General features: G+C 41.0%; 18 protein-coding genes. 13 read left to right on the top strand and 5 right to left on the bottom strand.

The genetic code is table 11. The annotated features are described in order from the left end of the window. Positions 1–115 precede the first annotated feature (115 nt). The 3 genes from dksA to AB1488_11610 are packed head-to-tail and all read left to right on the top strand — an operon-like array spanning position 116 to position 2,799. Positions 116–541 (top strand): RNA polymerase-binding protein DksA, encoded by a 426-nt coding sequence (dksA, locus tag AB1488_11620; protein MEW6410734.1) that lies wholly within the window; start codon positions 116–118, stop codon positions 539–541. A 6-nt stretch (positions 542–547) separates the two neighbouring features. Next, entirely contained in the window at positions 548–1,852 is a 1,305-nt protein-coding gene (locus AB1488_11615) for a nucleotide sugar dehydrogenase (GenBank protein ID MEW6410733.1), read from the top strand. Next, the gene (locus AB1488_11610) at positions 1,849–2,799 is read left to right on the top strand and encodes an SDR family oxidoreductase (GenBank protein ID MEW6410732.1); all 951 of its coding nucleotides are present in this window, start codon (positions 1,849–1,851) and stop codon (positions 2,797–2,799) included. The genes AB1488_11615 and AB1488_11610 overlap by 4 nt, the downstream gene beginning before the upstream one ends. Here the strand turns inward: AB1488_11610 and glmM are convergent. The 5 genes from glmM to ftsH all read right to left on the bottom strand — a co-directional run bounded on the left by glmM (position 2,796) and on the right by ftsH (position 8,344). Then, complete coding sequence (gene glmM, locus AB1488_11605; GenBank protein MEW6410731.1) at positions 2,796–4,175, bottom strand: phosphoglucosamine mutase; 1,380 nt, start codon at positions 4,173–4,175, stop codon at positions 2,796–2,798. The two genes, AB1488_11610 and glmM, sit on opposite strands and share 4 nt — an antisense overlap. Before the next feature lie 6 nt (positions 4,176–4,181). Continuing rightward, positions 4,182–4,838: a CdaR family protein gene (locus AB1488_11600; protein ID MEW6410730.1), complete on the bottom strand. Its 657-nt coding sequence runs from the start codon at positions 4,836–4,838 to the stop codon at positions 4,182–4,184. Then, positions 4,835–5,608 (bottom strand): diadenylate cyclase CdaA, encoded by a 774-nt coding sequence (gene cdaA, locus AB1488_11595; protein ID MEW6410729.1) that lies wholly within the window; start codon positions 5,606–5,608, stop codon positions 4,835–4,837. The genes AB1488_11600 and cdaA overlap by 4 nt, the downstream gene beginning before the upstream one ends. 89 nt (positions 5,609–5,697) lie before the next feature. Next, positions 5,698–6,501 carry a dihydropteroate synthase gene (gene folP / locus AB1488_11590; protein ID MEW6410728.1) on the bottom strand — a complete coding sequence of 268 codons (804 nt, stop codon included), beginning with the start codon at positions 6,499–6,501 and terminating at the stop codon, positions 5,698–5,700. A gap of 37 nt (positions 6,502–6,538) precedes the next feature. Next, the gene (ftsH, locus tag AB1488_11585) at positions 6,539–8,344 is read right to left on the bottom strand and encodes an ATP-dependent zinc metalloprotease FtsH (GenBank protein MEW6410727.1); all 1,806 of its coding nucleotides are present in this window, start codon (positions 8,342–8,344) and stop codon (positions 6,539–6,541) included. A gap of 390 nt (positions 8,345–8,734) precedes the next feature. Between ftsH and AB1488_11580 the strand changes: the two genes are divergently transcribed. The 10 genes from AB1488_11580 (at position 8,735) to lpxD (ending at position 18,487) form a co-directional block, all read left to right on the top strand. Further along, positions 8,735–8,941 (top strand): AbrB/MazE/SpoVT family DNA-binding domain-containing protein, encoded by a 207-nt coding sequence (locus AB1488_11580; GenBank protein ID MEW6410726.1) that lies wholly within the window; start codon positions 8,735–8,737, stop codon positions 8,939–8,941. Then, positions 8,941–9,309, top strand: a complete 369-nt coding sequence (locus tag AB1488_11575) for a type II toxin-antitoxin system VapC family toxin (GenBank protein ID MEW6410725.1) — start codon at positions 8,941–8,943, stop codon at positions 9,307–9,309. Before AB1488_11580 ends, AB1488_11575 begins: the two co-directional genes overlap by 1 nt. Positions 9,310–9,471: 162 nt before the next feature. Then, positions 9,472–10,617 (top strand): branched-chain amino acid ABC transporter substrate-binding protein, encoded by a 1,146-nt coding sequence (locus AB1488_11570; protein ID MEW6410724.1) that lies wholly within the window; start codon positions 9,472–9,474, stop codon positions 10,615–10,617. Positions 10,618–10,620: 3 nt separating this feature from the next. Then, the gene (locus tag AB1488_11565; GenBank protein ID MEW6410723.1) at positions 10,621–11,523 is read left to right on the top strand and encodes a branched-chain amino acid ABC transporter permease; all 903 of its coding nucleotides are present in this window, start codon (positions 10,621–10,623) and stop codon (positions 11,521–11,523) included. A gap of 57 nt (positions 11,524–11,580) precedes the next feature. Then, the gene (locus AB1488_11560; GenBank protein ID MEW6410722.1) at positions 11,581–12,726 is read left to right on the top strand and encodes a branched-chain amino acid ABC transporter permease; all 1,146 of its coding nucleotides are present in this window, start codon (positions 11,581–11,583) and stop codon (positions 12,724–12,726) included. A 29-nt stretch (positions 12,727–12,755) separates the two neighbouring features. Then, positions 12,756–13,520 carry an ABC transporter ATP-binding protein gene (locus AB1488_11555; GenBank protein ID MEW6410721.1) on the top strand — a complete coding sequence of 255 codons (765 nt, stop codon included), beginning with the start codon at positions 12,756–12,758 and terminating at the stop codon, positions 13,518–13,520. 196 nt (positions 13,521–13,716) lie between these two features. Continuing rightward, positions 13,717–14,427 (top strand): ABC transporter ATP-binding protein, encoded by a 711-nt coding sequence (locus AB1488_11550; GenBank protein MEW6410720.1) that lies wholly within the window; start codon positions 13,717–13,719, stop codon positions 14,425–14,427. Between the two features lie 37 nt (positions 14,428–14,464). Further along, positions 14,465–16,732, top strand: coding sequence for an outer membrane protein assembly factor BamA (gene bamA / locus AB1488_11545; GenBank protein ID MEW6410719.1), 2,268 nt, complete (start codon positions 14,465–14,467; stop codon positions 16,730–16,732). A gap of 98 nt (positions 16,733–16,830) precedes the next feature. Continuing rightward, entirely contained in the window at positions 16,831–17,361 is a 531-nt protein-coding gene (locus tag AB1488_11540) for an OmpH family outer membrane protein (GenBank protein ID MEW6410718.1), read from the top strand. A 40-nt stretch (positions 17,362–17,401) separates the two neighbouring features. Further along, positions 17,402–18,487 carry a UDP-3-O-(3-hydroxymyristoyl)glucosamine N-acyltransferase gene (gene lpxD / locus AB1488_11535; protein ID MEW6410717.1) on the top strand — a complete coding sequence of 362 codons (1,086 nt, stop codon included), beginning with the start codon at positions 17,402–17,404 and terminating at the stop codon, positions 18,485–18,487.

Raw genomic sequence — 18,487 nt, 5'->3', positions numbered from 1 at the left:
GGGGAATTCTTTGTATAACAAACCAGACGGACGGAGCGGAGGAAAAATATATTTTGGTTGACTTGCATAAATTTAGTTTGCTAATATACCACAATTTTACCCGGGGGGTGATCATATGGCTACCAAATCTACGGTGAAGGCGGAACCAAAGAAACTTAAGTCGAAACATAAAATACTCGATCCTGATACAAGACGTATCCTTGCTATCAAGAAAAAACTTGAAGCACAGAGGGCATCTATTTTAAACGAAGCAGGTGTAACCATAAGCACATTGACCCCTGAAAAGACTAATTTCCCTGACCTCGGTGATCAGGCAAGCGCTGAATCCGATAGAAGTTTTCTACTCAGATTAAGAGGAAGAGAACAAAAATTGCTCAAGAAGATAGAAGAATCGCTCGAACGGATAGAAAACGGAACTTATGGAATATGTATAGAATGCGGTGAGAAAATAGGCATCAAGAGGTTAGAGGCACGTCCTGTCACCACCCTCTGTATAGAATGTAAGACAAAACAGGAAGAGGAAGAAAAACTCAGAGAATAGTTATGAATGGAAGATCTTACCTCAAAGATTAAGCAAAAAAAAATAAAAGTAGGCATCATAGGACTGGGCTATGTAGGACTCCCTCTTACCCTCAGGTTCTGTGAGGAATCATTCAGTGTAACTGGCTTTGATATAGATAAGGCAAAGGTAGAATCCCTTAATCGGGGAGAGAGTTATATAAGACACATACCTTCAGATGTTATCTCTAACTTTTTAAAACAGGGATTTTTCGAGGCAACGACCGATTTCAATAGACTTTCCGATATGGATTGCATCCTGATCTGTGTCCCTACCCCACTCAACGAAAAAAAAGAGCCTGAGATGCGTTTCATTATAGACACAGCAAGACAAATAGCAAATACACTGAGAAAAGGTCAGTTTATCTCACTTGAAAGCACCACATATCCAGGCACAACAGAAGAGCTACTGCTACCCATGTTTGAAGAAAAGGGTTTTAAGCCCGGGAAGGATTTCTATCTTGTATTTTCTCCTGAGAGAGAAGACCCTGGCAACAAATCTTATACTACTAAAACAATACCGAAGATAATTGGGGGTGTAACCAGCAACTGTGCATCAGTCGGAGAAGCCCTGTACTCTTCTATAATCAAAGAGGTTATAGTGGTTTCATCACCAAAGGTAGCAGAGATGACAAAACTACTCGAGAATATATTCAGGTGTGTTAACATTGCTCTCGTTAATGAACTAAAGATGCTCTGCGACAGGATGGGTATAGATGTCTGGGAGGTAATTAACGCTGCATCTACAAAACCCTTCGGCTTTATGCCCTTCTACCCTGGTCCAGGGCTTGGTGGACACTGCATTCCGATTGACCCATTCTATCTATCATGGAAGGCAAGAGAATACGATTTCAGGACAAGATTTATAGAACTCGCAGGTGAAATAAATACAAATATGCCATATTATGTGGTATCCAGGGTGATAGATGCGCTTAATGAAGATGGGAAACCAGTTAAGGGCTCAAGGATACTCATTCTTGGAATAGCCTATAAAAAAGACATAGATGACCTCAGAGAATCTCCCTCCCTTGAACTTATTAGACTGTTAAAGGAAAAAGGTGCAAGAGTTGATTACAATGATCCTTACATACCATTAGCTATCAGCCATAGAAAGGGTCTGAAGGCGGCTTCACGAGAAATCGATGAAGAGATGCTGAGGAGTTATGATTGTGTCATCATAGCTACTGATCATGCTTTATATGACTACAAATGGATTACAGAAAATAGCAGACTCGTAGTCGATACAAGGAATGCTACAAAAGGTATAAACTCTTCAAGGATTGTAAAGGCGTGAGCAGTAACTATAGACTTCTGGTGACAGGTGGAGCAGGATTTATAGGGTCGAATACTATTGAGGAGCTCTTAAGACAGGGACACACGGTAAAGGTAATAGATAACTTCTCTACAGGCAAAAAGGAAAATATTGAAGAATTCTTAGATGATATTGAACTGATCACCGGTGATATCAGGGATAAGGCAGTCCTCAGGAAAGCAGTAGAGGATGTAGACTTCGTAATCCACCTCGCAGCGCTCGGTTCTGTGCAGAAATCAGTAGCCGATCCTGTCACTACCCATGATGTAAACAGCACAGGAACGCTTAATCTCCTTATGGCATCTAAGGAAACAGGTGTCAAAAGGGTTGTTTATGCCTCTTCCTCATCGGTATATGGAGAGAGTCCAGTTCTCCCTAAAAATGAGATTATGACTCCAATGCCACTGTCACCATATGCGGTATCAAAACTAATAGGTGAATACTATTGTATGGTTTTCTTCCATCTCTATGGGCTTGAAACGGTCTCACTGAGATACTTTAATGTCTATGGTAAAAAACAAGACCCTGATTCTTTATATGCTGCTGTAATACCGAAGTTTGTGAACACACTCCTGAAGGGGGATAAACCAGTGATATATGGTGATGGAGAACAGTCCAGGGACTTTACATTCATCGAGGATTGTGTTCAGGCAACAATAAAGGCATGCGCCTCCGAAAAGGGAGTGGGTAAAATATTCAATGTCGGATATGGTGAGAGTATAACTATTAATAATCTCTTTAAACTAATAAGCAGTCTACTTGGTATTAATTCTGAGCCTATTTATGGAGAAGGACGAAACGGGGATATAAGGCATTCCCTCTCAGACATTACCAGGGCAAGGGAATTTCTTGGATACAGACCCCAATACACCATAAGGGCTGGGATTGATAAGTTGATTTCATGGTATAAAAGTAAGTCAATGATTTAACAGAGTTCCCGCTTAATCACCATAGCAACATTCTCTGCAATCTTCTTTATCCGGGCTCTGTTTCTGCCCTCAACCATGATTCTCACCTGCTGTTCTGTACCGGATGGGCGGACAAATATCCGTCCTAAACCATTGAGTAACTTCTCTGCATCTGCGATTGCTGTCCTTATGAAGGGATTTGTGTGAACCTCTTTTTTGTTTTTTACTTTAACATTTACGAGAATCTGAGGAAACATATTAATAGAAGAGACAATCTCACCGAGTTTTTTTTGTCTCTTCCTCATTAGCGAGAGTACCTGAAGTGCTGTTATAATTCCATCTCCAGTAGTGTTATAATCCATAAAAATAATGTGTCCTGATTGTTCTCCTCCGAGATTATACCCACCTTCTAACATCTTTTCAGCCACATAACGGTCTCCAACATCTGTTCGTATAACATCTATACCTGCTTTCTTCATGCTTATATCAAGACCCATGTTACTCATCACAGTCGTAACAATGGCATTCTTATTTAATCTTCCCTCAGTTAACATATCGAGTGCACATACAGCCATTATCCGGTCTCCATCTACTACCCTTCCTGACTCGTCTGAAAGTATCACCCTGTCTGCATCACCGTCATGAGCAACCCCAATATCTGCGTTATTTTCAATAACTGCTTTCTGGATTATCTGTGGATATAGAGAACCACAATTAAGATTAATGTTCGTTCCATCAGGTTTATCGTTCAGAGAAATCACCTCAGCACCAAGTTCACGGAGTACCCAAGGGGTAACCCTGTATGACGCCCCATTGGCTGAATCAACAACTATCTTCATGCCATCCAGTGTCATCCCTCTCGGAAATGAACCTTTAACAAATTCAATGTATCTCCCTACTGCATCATCTACCCTGAATGCCTTCCCTACCTCTCTCGCAGTGGGACGGATATGTTCTAATGCATTTGAAAATATAAGTTCCTCCATTTTCTTTTCGAGCTCGTCCGGAAGTTTAATGCCATTCATGGAAAAAAATTTTATCCCGTTATCTTCATAGGGATTATGGGAGGCAGAAATCACCACGCCTGCATCTGCTCTGAGACTTCTTGTAATGAATGCAATACCCGGTGTCGGCAGTGGTCCCACAAGAATCACATCCACACCCATAGAACAGATACCAGAAGTAAGGGCACTCTCAAGCATATATCCGGAGAGCCTTGTATCCTTCCCAATGACTATTCTGTGTCTGTGTGAAGATGACCTCTTACCTTCCTTATTGTAACTACCTTCTTTAAATATATATGCAGCAGCCCTGCCTAATGCTAAAGCCATTTCACTGGTCATTGGAGTTTTATTTGCCACTCCCCTTATACCATCTGTACCGAATAACCTTTTCATCACAACTTACCTTCGTTCTTTAGAAATCTTTATGTTCACCTTAACTTCTTCTTTGTTAAGGCTACGGATATTTCTGCCTGCGGTGTTTACCTTTACGACCTGTGAGATGCCCTCCTTAGCACCACTGATATCTATTGGCTCTGTCTTTAAGGTCTTTATACTGTTGATTTCTTTTTTCAGCCCTTCTATCCTGACAGTTGATGGAGTCACTTCTAAGCCCTGAATCTTAAATCCAGGAGCAGGTTTTCCAATTATATGTGCTTCTACTTCAATATCCTTTTTAAGAAGCTTCTCAAGTCTAACTTTAATAGTAGAGGGACTAACCTTCGAAACCTTAACATTCATTGGAACATTAATATTACTCTGTGTAATATAATATGTGCTTTCTCCTGCCTTTGCCCCGGTAAGGTCTACATATGCATTTATCTGATGAGACCTCAGATTGCGGAGTACCCCTTCCTGTCCCTGAACTCTTACATCTATAGATTTTACTATATCTCCTGTAAGTTCTATTGTAGATGGAATATTCTTAAATTCAAGTGGTACCTCAAAATTTACTTCCGATTTTCCCCTTGATATAACAAAAAACCAGAGTATAATCGCAAATATCAGAGACGCAATCTTCAATCCAGAGTTTCTAAGTAAAAGGCTTTTAAATCTCATTTCATTGCCTTCCTATGTGGCTTCCGGACAAAAAGATCTGTTAGTGTCTCCCTCAGTGTATTCATATCGAGATTCTGTGTAATCTCCCCACCGATTACAATAGAGATTGCACCTGTTTCTTCTGAGACCACAATTACAACCGCATCAGTCTCCTCGGTAATTCCAATCGCAGCCCTATGTCTTGTTCCGAGTGAACGACTTATATCTGCCCTCAATGATAATGGAAGAAAACATCCACCTGCTATAATCCTCTTACCCCTTATAATCACTGCTCCATCGTGTATAGGAGATGTTGGCTGAAATATACTTACAAGTATCTCCTTTGAGACCTTTGCATCGAGTTCTGTCCCCATCTCTATAAAGTTTTTGAGATCAGTCTCCCTCTCGATAACAATAAGACTTCCTATTTTTCTATTGGATAATGATACTGCTGTCCTTACGATCTCTTCGATGTGTCTTGATTCCTCAACATATGAGAATGGATATAAAAGAGGGTTTTCTCCTATATGGGCAAGTGCGCGGCGGAGTTCTGGCTGAAAGAGTATAATCAGTGCCAGTACTATCTGTGACCAGAAGCTTTGAACAAGCCAGTCTATTGTGTAAAGATTTATCCACTTTGAAATCATCAGGGCAATAAGCAGTATACCAAGACCTACAAGCATTTGAATCGCCCTTGTCCCTTTTATAAGCAAAAGGATTCTATACACTATAAACGCCACAAGGAGTATATCAACTACATCCTGCCACCTTATCTGCCTGAAAATTTCCATAGACTTAATTTAACTGATTTTACTTTTATTGTCAATGACTAACATTTGGTAGTAATGCGGAAATTGGCGACCACTAATCGCTGTAGAGATCAGAGGGTGGGTGAGAGGTGGTGGGATGCCCGAATAATGGCGTCGGTCATTCTTGCCACTCTCACCATCTCTTTAACATCATGAGCCCTTATAAGGGCGGCACCTTTCAATATTGCAACTGCAACAGTTGCTGCAGTTCCTTCGATTCGTTCATTAACCTCAAGATCAAGTATCTTACCTATAAATGACTTCCTCGATGTCCCGATGAGAATGGGTCGACCAAGAACCTTGAATTCATCGAGCCTTCTAAGTATCACTATGTTATGTTCAACGGTCTTGCCAAAACCGATTCCTGGATCGATTATTATCTTATCTTTACTAACACCTTCATCTATAGCCACTTTTATCCTTTCCTTTAGAAACTCTATCACCTCTGAGACGACATTGTTATATGTAGGATTAACCTGCATATCCTTCGGTGTACCCTTCATATGCATGATTACCACAGGAATCCCACTATCCGCAACAACATGAACCATCTCAGGATCAAGACGGAGGCCACTTATATCGTTTATAATAGAAGCACCTGCCTTAACCGCAATCTTTGCAACACGAGATTTAGATGTATCCACAGATATAGGAATCTTTAATCTGTGGGATAGCTTTTCTATGACGGGTACAACCCTCTTGATTTCTTCTTCTTCTGAGACTGGATCGGAGCCAGGTCTTGAAGACTCACCACCTATATCTATTAAATCAGCCCCTTCCTCCTCCATCTCGAGTGCCCTTTCAACTGCTCTCGATGGATCGATATAAAGTCCTCCATCAGAGAACGAATCAGGAGTCACATTCAGAACTCCCATAATGTAGGTCTTCTTGGAAAAGTTAAATGTAAAATCTTTACAGGTAAGCTTCAACTCTCTTTTCTTTTATTATCTCATCAATCTCTTTACCTTCGAGTGTCTCTTTTTCGAGGAGTGCCTTAGCTAATGCATGAAGTGCATCTATATTTTCATTAACAAGATTCTTTGCCCTTTCATAACACTCAGTCACCATTCGTTTTATCTCTTCATCGATCTCTATAGCTGTCCGCTCACTGTAATCCCTGTGCTGGGCTATTTCACGACCGAGAAATATCTGTTCTTCTCGTTTACCAAATGTGAGTGGCCCGAGTTTTTCACTCATCCCCCAGTCGCATACCATCTTTCTTGCAAGCTCTGTTGCCCTTTCAAGGTCATTCCCTGCACCTGTGGTCATATGGTTTAATGCTATTTCTTCTGCAGCCCTTCCACCAAGAAATACAGCGAGTTCATTGAGAAGGTATGTCTTTGAGTAGGTATATCTGTCATCCATCGGGAGTTGTTGCGTGATCCCTAACGCCCTGCCTCTTGGAATGATGCTTACCTTATGGATCGGGTCAGTCCCGGGGATAAGTCTTGCAACAAGTGTGTGTCCTGCCTCATGGTAAGCGGTATTCCTCCTCTCCTCCTCGTTCATCACCATACTCTTTCTTTCTATCCCCATAAGAACCTTATCCTTCGCCTTCTCAAAATCAACCATCTCAACCTTGCTCTTATTCTCCCTTGCAGCCATGAGTGCTGCTTCATTTACGAGATTAGATAAATCAGCACCTGAAAATCCAGGTGTTCCACGAGCTATCACCCCGAGGTCTACATCCTCTGCAATGAGTATCTTTTTCGTGTGTACCTTCAGTATCCCGAGTCTTCCTTTAACATCTGGCTGGGGCACTACTACCTGGCGATCAAACCTACCAGGCCTAAGAAGAGCAGGATCAAGGACATCAGGTCTATTTGTGGCAGCAATAAGTATTACACCTTCATTGGACTCGAATCCATCCATCTCTACTAAAAGTTGATTTAAAGTTTGCTCCCTTTCATCGTGTCCTCCACCAAGCCCTGCCCCTCTGTGCCTTCCAACTGCATCAATCTCGTCTATAAATATTATGCACGGTGCATTCTTCTTTCCCTGTTCAAAAAGGTCTCTTACCCTTGATGCACCAACCCCTACAAACATCTCTACAAAATCTGAGCCACTGATAGAAAAGAACGGAACCCCTGCCTCTCCTGCGATTGCCCTTGCAAGGAGGGTTTTTCCTGTACCGGGAGGACCCATCACAAGAACACCTTTCGGTATCCTCCCACCGAGCTTCTGAAATTTCTGTGGGTCTTTAAGAAATTCTATAACCTCTTGAAGCTCTTCCTTCGCCTCATCTATCCCTGCCACATCAGCAAATGTTATTTTATTGGTCTTCTCTGAAACAAGCCTTGCCCTGCTCTTCCCGAATGACAGTGCCTTATTTCCACCTGTTTGCATCTGCTTCATAAAGAATATCCATATTGCAGCAAGGAAAATAATAGGACCCCAGGAAACTAAGAATGTAAGATACCATGGATTTTCATCTGGGGGCTTGGCTGTTATCCTTACACCCTTTGCACGGAGATCCCTCACAAGATCTGGATACTCTGGTGTATAGGTCTTGAACCTCTTCCCATCCTTAAACCTCCCTGTAATATGGTTTTCTTTTATCACAACATCCTCTACATCCCCTTTCTCTACCTTCGTAATGAAATCGCTGAATACTACATCTTCCTCCACCTTTTTGGGAGCACTGAAGAGATTAAACAAAAAGACCATCAGCAATCCTAAAATCAACCATATTGTTAGATTCTTATAAAAAGAGTTCATACCATAAAAATAACACAGTTCACTTTTTTTTACAATAGAAAACTATGGCAGGATAATGCATCTCTTTACAGGGGGGTAAATATAGGGACACTTCCAATATTACTCGGCAAATTGAAATGACATGGATAGCATAGTATCCATGCCGAGGATCTCGAGGGTATGCGTAGAAGGATATCCTCACCTCGGCAGTGATGGGTTTATAAAGAAACTTGAGAAGATTTTGAGGCGAGATCTTTTTCCTAAGAAAAGAAAGGTGGTCAGCCCAGGAGAAAGAAATAAAATACGGGAAGTGTCCCCATGTTTTTAGTGTCCATGTTTTTCCAAACAAATATTGACAAAAAATTATTTTCGTTTTATAATTTTTTTATCGATATAATTAAGGGGGGATAAATGGCTACAACTACAATATCACCAAAATATCAGGTAGTAATACCTAAGGATGTGAGGGAGAAGCTTCATCTTAAAAGTGGGCAAAAGATGACAGTTGTTGAAAAAGGAGGATTAGTTTATCTAATTCCTGAAAGACCTGTAGAATCCTTTAGAGGATTCTTAAAAGGGATGAATACAAAGGATATAAGAGAGGATAAGGAAAGGTAATGATCCTCGTAGATTCCTCTGAGTGGATAGAGTACTTTACAGATGTGCCTTTTGCTTTAGAATATTCAAAATATCTCAAAGACCTCAGAAAGATAGTAACACCCACCATTGTGCTTTATGAAGTTTATAAGAAAATAAAAAGAGAACGAACAGAAGAGGATGCATTATTAGCAGTTTCTCTGATTAACAAAACAACGATTGTCACATTAAGTGAAAGCATAGCACTTTTAGCAGCAGACCTTAGTCTGAAGCACTCCCTTCCTATGGCTGATGCCATTGTTTATGCAACGGCCTTAGAGAAAAACTGTAAAGTAGTAACCAGCGATACACATTTTAAGGGACTCGACAGGGTAGTGCTTGTTGTGTGATGATATAATTTCCCTTCTGAGATATAAATCTTATTTAAAAATCCCCTTGCCAAAACCCCCGAAATTTCTTATAATTACAATAATTACGCAATTATACCTTTATCTAACTGAGGTCTCCAAAAATCTAAAAGGCTTTTGGGGATATCTCGCAGGAGGTCTGTAATGAAAAGATCGATCTATATTATGGGGTCCCCCAAAATCTTTTATTTTTTTGGGGGTGCCCTGATTGTCATACTTTCCGTGTTTACCTTCCTTTTCGGTTGCACAAAAAAAGAAGATGTTATCAAGATAGGGATTGCAGGACCGATGAGTGGGGATCAGGCAAAGATGGGACTCGATTTTAAAAATGGAGTAGAACTCGCTCTCTCTGAATGGAATGAAAAAGGTGGTGTTTTAGGTAAAAAGATAAAGATGATGGTCAGCGATGATCAACATGATCCCAAGCAGGCTGTATCGGTTGCAAACAAGATGGTCAATGCAGGTGTGGTTGGTGTTATAGGTCATTTTAACAGTAGCTGTTCAATCCCGGCATCCGATGTCTATTACAGGGCACGCATACCTATGATTACCCCGGCGTCTACAAATCCACAACTTACAGAAAAAGGGTATAACAATGTTTTCAGGGTGTGCGGTAGAGACGATCAACAGGGAAAGGTGGCTGCAGAATTTGTTATAAATACTCTAAAGATTAAAAAGATAGCAATCCTCCACGATAAGACCACTTACGGACAGGGGCTTGCTGCTGAATTCAAGCAGTCACTCGGAGACAAGGTAGAGGTTCTCTATTATGGTGGCATAATTCAGGGTGATAAGGATTTTAAGGCTGTTCTTACTGCTGTTAAGAGAAAAGAGCCACAACTCATCTATTTCGGAGGTATATATCCTGAGGCAGGGCTTCTTGTTAAACAGGCAAGGGAGCTTGCTCTTAAGTCTCCATTCATGAGCGGAGATGGCGTTATCGACCCAAAGTTTATTGAGATAGCAGGACCATCTGCTGAAGGCACATACCTTACCTTCAGTCCCGACCCGATGAATATTCCCACCGCAAAAAGGTTTCTTGAAAACTACAACAGACTTTACGGTCCCCATGGTCCATACTCAATCTATGCCTATGATGCTACCAATATACTATTAACAGCAATAAAAGAGGCAGGTACAACTGATGGGAATAAGGTCTCAGAGAAACTCCACACCCTCGAATTCAAGGGGGCACTCGGAACCATCAAATTTGACAAAAAGGGTGATGTGACAGTATCGCCTTATGTTGTCTGGATAACAAAAGATGGGAAATTTGTAGAATATAAATAACTAATGCTTCTCCAGCAAATTATTAACGGACTTACACTTGGTGCTGTATATGCACTTATCGCCCTCGGCTACACCATGGTTTATGGTATCCTCGAACTTATAAACTTCGCACATGGTGAGATATACATGATAGGTGCATATATCAGTATTATTGTTATCGGTTATCTTACCGCGATCGGGTTCACCATAGATAATCCTTTCATATCTATTCTGATTGCAATGGTTGTCTCAATGTTTTTTGTCTCCTCATATGGGTTTACCATGGAGAAGGTTGCCTATAAACCATTAAGAAACGCACCAAGACTTTCACCACTTATCAGTGCTATCGGTGTCTCTATATTTCTCCAGAATTTTGTTATGCTTACTCAGGGCGCAACAGATAAGGTCTTTCCAGGGGTTTTCTCCATCGAGGGGTTCAATATATTCAATGCACGAGTAACATATCTTCAGGTGTTTATAATTGCTGTATCTGTATTACTTATGTTCTGTCTTCATCTTTTTGTAACCAGAACAAGGATTGGAAAGGCTATGAGGGCTACCGCCCTCGATAAAAGGATGGCATCATTGGTGGGTATAAACATAGATACAGTTATCTCTATAACCTTTATAATAGGCTCTGCACTTGCCGCCGCAGCAGGTGTTATGGTGGCTATGTATTATGGACTTGTGAACTACTTTATTGGTTATGTAGCAGGGATCAAGGCATTCACTGCTGCAGTACTCGGTGGGATAGGGAGTATACCTGGAGCAATGCTGGGCGGGGTTATACTTGGATTGGTAGAAAGCCTCTGTGCCAGTTACATCTCAAGTGAGTATAAGGATGCATTTGCCTTCGGGTTATTGATAATAATACTCCTTTTAAGACCAGCAGGGCTACTTGGCAGGCAGGTGGTGGAGAAGGCATAAAAGAAAGTGCTGCGGTGATACAGTTTTGCAGTCAATACAAAATTAGGTGAATCTCGCATGAAGACGATCTTGATAGCTGCACTCTGGTTTGGGTTTATAGCAATCCCATTTATGGGATTGAAGGGGCTTTATCTCGCTCTTGCTATACTCATTGGGTGGATGCTCTGGATGCCCATCAGGAGAATATCAGAGTCGGGCATATTTAATTTATCTCACAGGATACAGGTAATAGGAGGATTTCTTGAGTCAAAGGATAGAAGGGTTTACATAACTGTGATGGCAGTCCTACTAATTGCTTTTCCACTTGTTGCAAATAATTACTGGCTCGATATCGTAACACTTGCAGGCATTTATGTAATATTAGCGATAGGTTTAAATGTTGTGGTAGGGCTTGCTGGACTTTTAAATCTTGGTTTTGTTGCTTTTTATGCTGTTGGTGCCTATACCTATGCCATCCTTTCAACTTATTTGAATATTCCCTTCTGGTCAGCACTGCCAGCAGGTATGGCTATATCAGCTATTTCAGGTGTTTTGCTTGGTTTTCCTGCACTTCGTCTAAGAGGAGATTATCTTGCTATAGTTACACTCGGATTCGGTGAGATAGTGCATCTTATACTGAATAACTGGGATAGTGTTACAGGTGGTCCAAATGGAATACCGAATATTGCCCCCCCTGTTATCGGCTCTTTGAGGTTCGATCAACCAGTTCATCTTTATTATCTGATGTTGTTCTTTGTCATGTTCACCGTCGTGGCTGTCTATCGTATAAATAACTCCAGGATTGGACGGGCATGGGTGTCTATAAGAGAAGACGAAATAGCAGCGGAATGTATGGGTATCAATACATTCAGAATGAAGCTCCTTGCCTTTGCTTTTGGAGCATTGTGGGCAGGTTTAGCTGGGGTCTTTTTTGCATCAAAGATGAGATTTGTCTCGCCTGAGAGTTTTACATTCTTTGAATCAATAATCATCCTCTGCATGGTTATTTTAGGAGGCTTAGGGAGTATACCTGGCTCTATAGCAGGAGCCATCATTTTGGTTTTACTCCCTGAGGTATTCAGGGGTATTGAATCTTATAGAATGCTTGCAGTCGGCGCTGTCCTGATATTATTTATGGTCTTCAGACCGCAGGGTTTATTTGGTGGAAAGGGGCACCCCAAAAAGTCTTCTTTGGACTTTTTGGGGACACCACTAAGAAGATGATCGAGATGAAAGAAGCGGGGGAGTCTTAAATGTTTTTACTTGAGGTAAAAGACCTCACAAAGGTCTTTGGTGGTCTCAGGGCACTTGAGGATGTAGATTTCAAGGTGAAAGATGGAATGATACTGAGCATTATTGGACCAAATGGTGCTGGCAAGACAACACTCTTTAATTGCCTTACCGGGATTATTTCACCTACAAAGGGATGGGTTACATTCAATGGCGAAAATATTGTTAGACTAAGAACACATCAAATCGCAAAAAAGGGTATAGCAAGAACATTCCAGAATATAAGGCTTTTCGGTGAGATGACAACCCTTGAGAATGTGATGGTTGGAGGGCATAGACTTCTTCCTACACGAGCCCTTGGAGCCTTCCTTCGAACAGCGATATTCAAGGAAGAGGAGAAAAATCTTCTTGACAGGTCACTTGAGATACTCAATTTTGTTGGTATACTGCCTTATGCTAATACATGGGCAAGAAACCTTCCATATGGTTTACAGAGGCGTCTGGAGATAGCAAGGGCGCTTGCAATGAACCCAAGACTTCTGCTACTTGATGAGCCTGCTGCAGGAATGAATCCACAGGAGACTGCTGATTTAATGGGTTTGATCCAGACCATAAGGGATAGAGGGATTACCGTTATACTGATTGAACATGACATGAAAGTGGTTATGGGTATATCGGACAGTGTTATGGTTCTTGACCATGGGTCAAAGATAGCAGAAGGGCTTCCTCTGGAGATACAGAAGGATCCAAAGGTAATAGAAGCTTATCTGGGAAAAGAGGTGCACTGAGAAAGGAGCTTGTTGCCGAACATCCCTTTCGCTTTTTAAAGAGAATTTTTGACAAATCCAATGGCTCGTTACAGGCAATTTCAAAACTCGCCCTTCGGGCTCAAACAGTTGAAATTGCTTATCTTCCACTTCGCCAGGATTTGTTACCAAAAATCCTCTAATTTCGCTCAAAGGGTTCGGCAACAGCCTCAAGTGTATGCTAACAGTAGAAGGCATTCATACATTCTATGGTCCTATTGAGGCGTTGAAAGGTATAGATATAAAGGTCAATGAAGGGGAGATCGTCTGCCTCATAGGTAGCAATGGTGCAGGTAAGACTACTACCCTTATGACTATATCCGGAGTCATCAAACCTCAGAATGGGACTATATCTTTTATGGATAAACAAATCCATTATTTACCACCACACAGGGTCGTAGAGCTTGGTATATCTCATGTCCCTGAAGGAAGACGCATTTTCTCGAGGCTTACTGTCAGGGAGAATCTTGAAATGGGTGCTTTTATCTGGAAGGGACAGGAAAACCTTATCGAAGAGACAATGAAATGGGTATTTGATCTTTTCCCTGTTCTCAAAGAGAGACAGAGACAGTTAGGTGGAACTCTGAGTGGTGGTGAACAACAGGTGCTTTCTATTGGAAGGGCTTTAATGTCTAAACCAAAGATGCTTCTTATGGATGAACCTTCTCTGGGACTGGCGCCAATTATAGTGAATAAGATATTCAGGATAATCAAAGATATAAACAGAGAGGGTGTTACAATACTTCTCGTTGAACAGAATGCAAATGCAGCGTTGAAGCTCGCTCAAAGGGGATATGTAATAGAGACAGGTAAGATAGTTATGGAGGGTAATGCCTCTGATCTCCTCAGGGATAACAGGATAAGGAAGGCATATTTAGGAGAGAGTTAGATAGAGATTTGTTTTTTCTTTACAGTCGTGATAGTGGATGTTATACTACGCCGAAATGAAACATGTAATAATCTTTTTTATACCGCTTTTTTTATATAGTTCTATAGCCATGGCACAGAAAGACGCCATAAAGGTTAAGATGATAGATGTCCAGGGAAACAGGAAGATCGAGAAAGCAACTATAAAATCAAAGATAAAGACAAAGGTTGGTGATACATTTTCTGTAGAGAGGATTGCTGATGATGTTAAGGCAATATATGAGATAGGATACTTTGATGATATTACTGTAGAGACTGAGGGTTTTGAGGGTGGGATCAAGCTCATATTCAAAGTAATAGAAAAACCAACCATAACCAGTGTTCGATTAGAAGGTAATAAGAAGATTGATACCGAAACCCTCGTGGGAAAGATAACTATTAAGCCAGGGGAAGTATTAAATCAATCCCTTATAGCCAACAACACAGACAGAATTGCTGCACTTTATCAGGAAGAAGGTTACTACCATGCAAAGATTACACCTGTTGTAAAGAGTATCTCCAGAGAGGAAGTAACCCTCACATACCTGATAGAGGAGGGTCCTAAGGTTAAGATAAAAGACATTATTATCGAAGGGAATAAGGCTATTAAAGAAAAAGAAATTAAAAAGGCTATGAAGACCAGGAAACGCTGGCTCTTTTCATGGATTGATTCATCAGGTATATATAAGAAAGATGAGATGGCAGCAGATATCGAGAGGATTAAATCAGTATATTATAATAAGGGTTACATCCAGGTTGCGGTAGAAGAGCCAAGAATAACCCTGAGCAAAGATGGCAGAGAGATGTATATAACAATAAAGATAGATGAAGGTGAACAGTTCAGGGTAAAAGAGATAAAGATGCAGGGGAATAAGGTTCTCACCACTCAGGAGATCAGGAAGCTTATAAAGATAAAAGAAGGTAAGCCATTCAGCCGTGAGACAATGCAGGGAGATATTTCCTCTCTCACAGATGCATACTCAGAAAAGGGTCATGCCCTTGTTGATATTACCCCATTGATTACTACGGATAAAGAGACAAAGACGATGAACATAACGCTCGATATAAAAGAAGGGAGCCCTGTAAAGGTTGGAAGGATTACCATCTCAGGGAACACAACCACAAGGGATAAAGTCATAAGAAGGGAGATGAGGCTTGATGAGGGCGATCTTTTCAACACAAAACTTATGAGACGTAGCTACGATAGGATAAATAACCTCAATTATTTTGAATCGGTAGATATGATCCCTGAGGCAAAACCAGCTGAAGATGTAATGGATATCCATATAAATGTTAAGGAGAGGCCAACAGGGTCTGTGAGTGTTGGTGGTGGATACAGTAATATTGACCGTTTTATTGCCACAGCAGAGGTAGCACAGGCAAATGTTGAGGGTACAGGACAGAAGTTAAGATTCAGGGGTGAATTTGGTAAACGGAGAAAAAACTATGTCCTCAGTTTCCGTGAACCATGGCTTATGGACAAACCAATCTCTGCAGGCACAAGTTTATACAAACAGGAAAGACAGTTTATAGACTATAAAAGAAAGGCGAGTGGTCTTGAGCTTTCACTCGGTAAGAGTTTTACTGAATATGTAAGTAGCAGTATTACATACAATTATGAGAAGGCTGAAATATTTGATATAGCGGCTGGTGCATCGAGTACAATTAGAGAGCAGGAAGGTAAAAAAACAACGAGTTCAATCGGCTGGGACCTTGTGAGGGATAGCAGGGATAACTATATTGATCCAACGAGGGGTTCACGCAACAGTATTTATATTATGTATGCAGGACTGGGTGGAGACAACTATTTCTATAAGACTATAGGTGAAACTGGGTGGTATTTCCCTCTTCCGCTTGATACAACATTCCTTGCGAGAGGAATTGTTGGATATGCGGATGGATTGAGGAATAAAAAACTTCCTCTCTATGAGAGGTTTTATGTAGGTGGATTGGGCACAGTCAGGGGATTCGGCTGGGGTGAGGCGAGTGCGAAAGATGCCGCAGGAGAAAAGATCGGAGGCGTAAAGGAACTTATCTTCAATTTTGAATATATCTTCCCGATAGTAAAGGCTATAAAATTCAAAGGTGTTATATTCCATGATCAAGGATATGGTTTCGGAGAGGGAGAATCGATGACAAAACTATCAAAATTGAGGAGATCTGCAGGTGCAGGTATACGCTGGATATCCCCTATCGGTCCTATACGCCTTGAGTGGGGTAGAAAGTTAGACAGAAAAGCAGGAGAATCTGGAAGCAAAATTGAATTTAGTTTCGGAACATTCTTCTAAACTACAGGAGTAAGGAGTAAGGGGTAAGGATTAAGGTATAAGTTGCTTACCCCTTAGCCCTTTAATCCTTTAATCCTGAGATATTCTACAGGGGGTAAATGGTGAGAAGATTAGTGATTGTTCTATTATTTGTAGTGGTGGTGTTACTGGTCAATACACCAGTATTGACAGCGGAGACCATTAAAATAGGTTATATAAACCTTCAGAGGGCATTGAACGAATCAGAGGCAGGGAAAAATGCAAAAAAACAGATGGAAGATATTATTGCCTCGAAACAGAAAGGGATAAATGAGAAGGAAAAAGAGATAGATCGATTGAAGACAGAGATTGACAGACAGAAGGCAGTTCTCTCAGCAGAGGCGAAAAAGAAGAAAGAAGATACATTAGAAAGAGAAATGAGGGATTATCAGAGGTTACTCAGGGATTCACAGGAGGAGGTGCAGAAAAAAGAGATGGAGTTGACTTCAGAGATCCTCAGAGAACTCAGAACGGTGGTAAATAGGATTGGTAAGGATGAGGGATACACTATGATCTTTGAACACGCCGAGGGCATAATACTGTATGGTTCTCCATCGGTTAACCTTACAGATAGAGTAATAAAGATAATTAACGAGACAAAAAAGAAATGAGGAATCGAAGATCGCGAAGCATTGGTGGTAGGATATTAAGGTGGAGAGTGCAGCGAGGAGATTAAAAGATTTAGCAGAGATCATCGGAGGAGAGGTTATCGGTGACGCTGAGATTGAAATCAACAGGGTCTCAAGCGTTAAAGATGCCTCTCATGGAAGTATAACCTTTGTATCGAGTCCACGATACCTTTCTGAACTTTATAGAAGTAATCCTACTGCTGTAATAATTTCAAGAGAGATTGAAGACCCACAGAAGGTCGTAGAATCGTTCAGAGAAAAAGGGCATTCCATATCTGTTCTGCTCGTAAAAAATCCACATTATGCATTTGCACAGATTCTTGAACTTTTCAGTACCCCTCCATACATACCTACAGGGATAAGTGATAAAGCCATGATTAGTAAAAGTGCTATAATAGGGAGAGATGTATCCATACACCCTTTTGTTATCATTTGTAATGGGGCAGAGATAGGAAATGGTGTAATACTCTATCCAGGAGTATATGTAGGAAATAACTCAAGGATTGGAGATGACACCATTATTTACCCGAATGTATCGATAAGAGAAGGTGTCATAATAGGCAGTGGTGTGATAATTCACAGTGGTTCTGTTATCGGCAGTGATGGGTTTGGATATGTAACAGAAAATGGAAGGCATTACAAGATACCACAGATTGGTGGGGTGGTAATAGAAGATGATGTAGAGATAGGTGCATGTGTTACTGTTGATAGAGGAACACTTGGAAATACTGTGATAAAAAGAGGGACAAAGATAGATAATCTCGTCCAGGTAGCCCATAATGTTATAATCGGTGAGGACTCTATCATTATAGCACAGGTAGGTATATCAGGAAGTACTGAGCTTGGAGACCATGTGACACTGGCAGGTCAGGTAGGTGTCGTTGATCATGTAAAGATAGGGAGTAGAGCGGTTGTTGGTGCGCAGTCTGGGGTTGCAAAGGATGTTGAGCCAGGTGAGATTGTATCTGGTAGCCCTGCGATATCACATAAAGACTGGCTAAAGGCAAGTACCATCTTTACAAGACTTCCGGAGCTGAGGAAAAAATTGAAAGAATTGGAAGAGCGGATAAAGAAACTGGAGGAGAGCTCTGATAAGGGAGGAGATTGA

It is taken from the genome of Nitrospirota bacterium, from assembly GCA_040756155.1.
In the GTDB taxonomy this organism is placed as follows: Bacteria; Nitrospirota; Thermodesulfovibrionia; order JACRGW01; family JBFLZU01; genus JBFLZU01.
The sequence above is the reverse complement of the archived record's forward strand: the minus strand, read 5'-3'. Positions and strand labels throughout refer to the sequence as shown.

Bases quoted from the DNA above. Each gene is read 5' to 3' on its own strand.
- ftsH (MEW6410727.1), bottom strand. From the start codon at position 8,344: ATGAACTCTTTTTATAAGAATCTAACAATATGGTTGATTTTAGGATTG.
- AB1488_11580 (MEW6410726.1), top strand. From the start codon at position 8,735: ATGGCTACAACTACAATATCACCAAAATATCAGGTAGTAATACCTAAG.
- cdaA (MEW6410729.1), bottom strand. From the start codon at position 5,608: ATGGAAATTTTCAGGCAGATAAGGTGGCAGGATGTAGTTGATATACTC.
- AB1488_11555 (MEW6410721.1), top strand. From the start codon at position 12,756: ATGTTTTTACTTGAGGTAAAAGACCTCACAAAGGTCTTTGGTGGTCTC.
- glmM (MEW6410731.1), bottom strand. From the start codon at position 4,175: ATGAAAAGGTTATTCGGTACAGATGGTATAAGGGGAGTGGCAAATAAA.
- AB1488_11540 (MEW6410718.1), top strand. From the start codon at position 16,831: ATGGTGAGAAGATTAGTGATTGTTCTATTATTTGTAGTGGTGGTGTTA.
- AB1488_11565 (MEW6410723.1), top strand. From the start codon at position 10,621: ATGCTTCTCCAGCAAATTATTAACGGACTTACACTTGGTGCTGTATAT.
- AB1488_11615 (MEW6410733.1), top strand. From the start codon at position 548: ATGGAAGATCTTACCTCAAAGATTAAGCAAAAAAAAATAAAAGTAGGC.
- AB1488_11560 (MEW6410722.1), top strand. From the start codon at position 11,581: ATGAAGACGATCTTGATAGCTGCACTCTGGTTTGGGTTTATAGCAATC.
- AB1488_11575 (MEW6410725.1), top strand. From the start codon at position 8,941: ATGATCCTCGTAGATTCCTCTGAGTGGATAGAGTACTTTACAGATGTG.
- AB1488_11600 (MEW6410730.1), bottom strand. From the start codon at position 4,838: ATGAGATTTAAAAGCCTTTTACTTAGAAACTCTGGATTGAAGATTGCG.
- dksA (MEW6410734.1), top strand. From the start codon at position 116: ATGGCTACCAAATCTACGGTGAAGGCGGAACCAAAGAAACTTAAGTCG.
- folP (MEW6410728.1), bottom strand. From the start codon at position 6,501: ATGGGAGTTCTGAATGTGACTCCTGATTCGTTCTCTGATGGAGGACTT.
- bamA (MEW6410719.1), top strand. From the start codon at position 14,465: ATGTTATACTACGCCGAAATGAAACATGTAATAATCTTTTTTATACCG.
- AB1488_11570 (MEW6410724.1), top strand. From the start codon at position 9,472: ATGAAAAGATCGATCTATATTATGGGGTCCCCCAAAATCTTTTATTTT.
- AB1488_11550 (MEW6410720.1), top strand. From the start codon at position 13,717: ATGCTAACAGTAGAAGGCATTCATACATTCTATGGTCCTATTGAGGCG.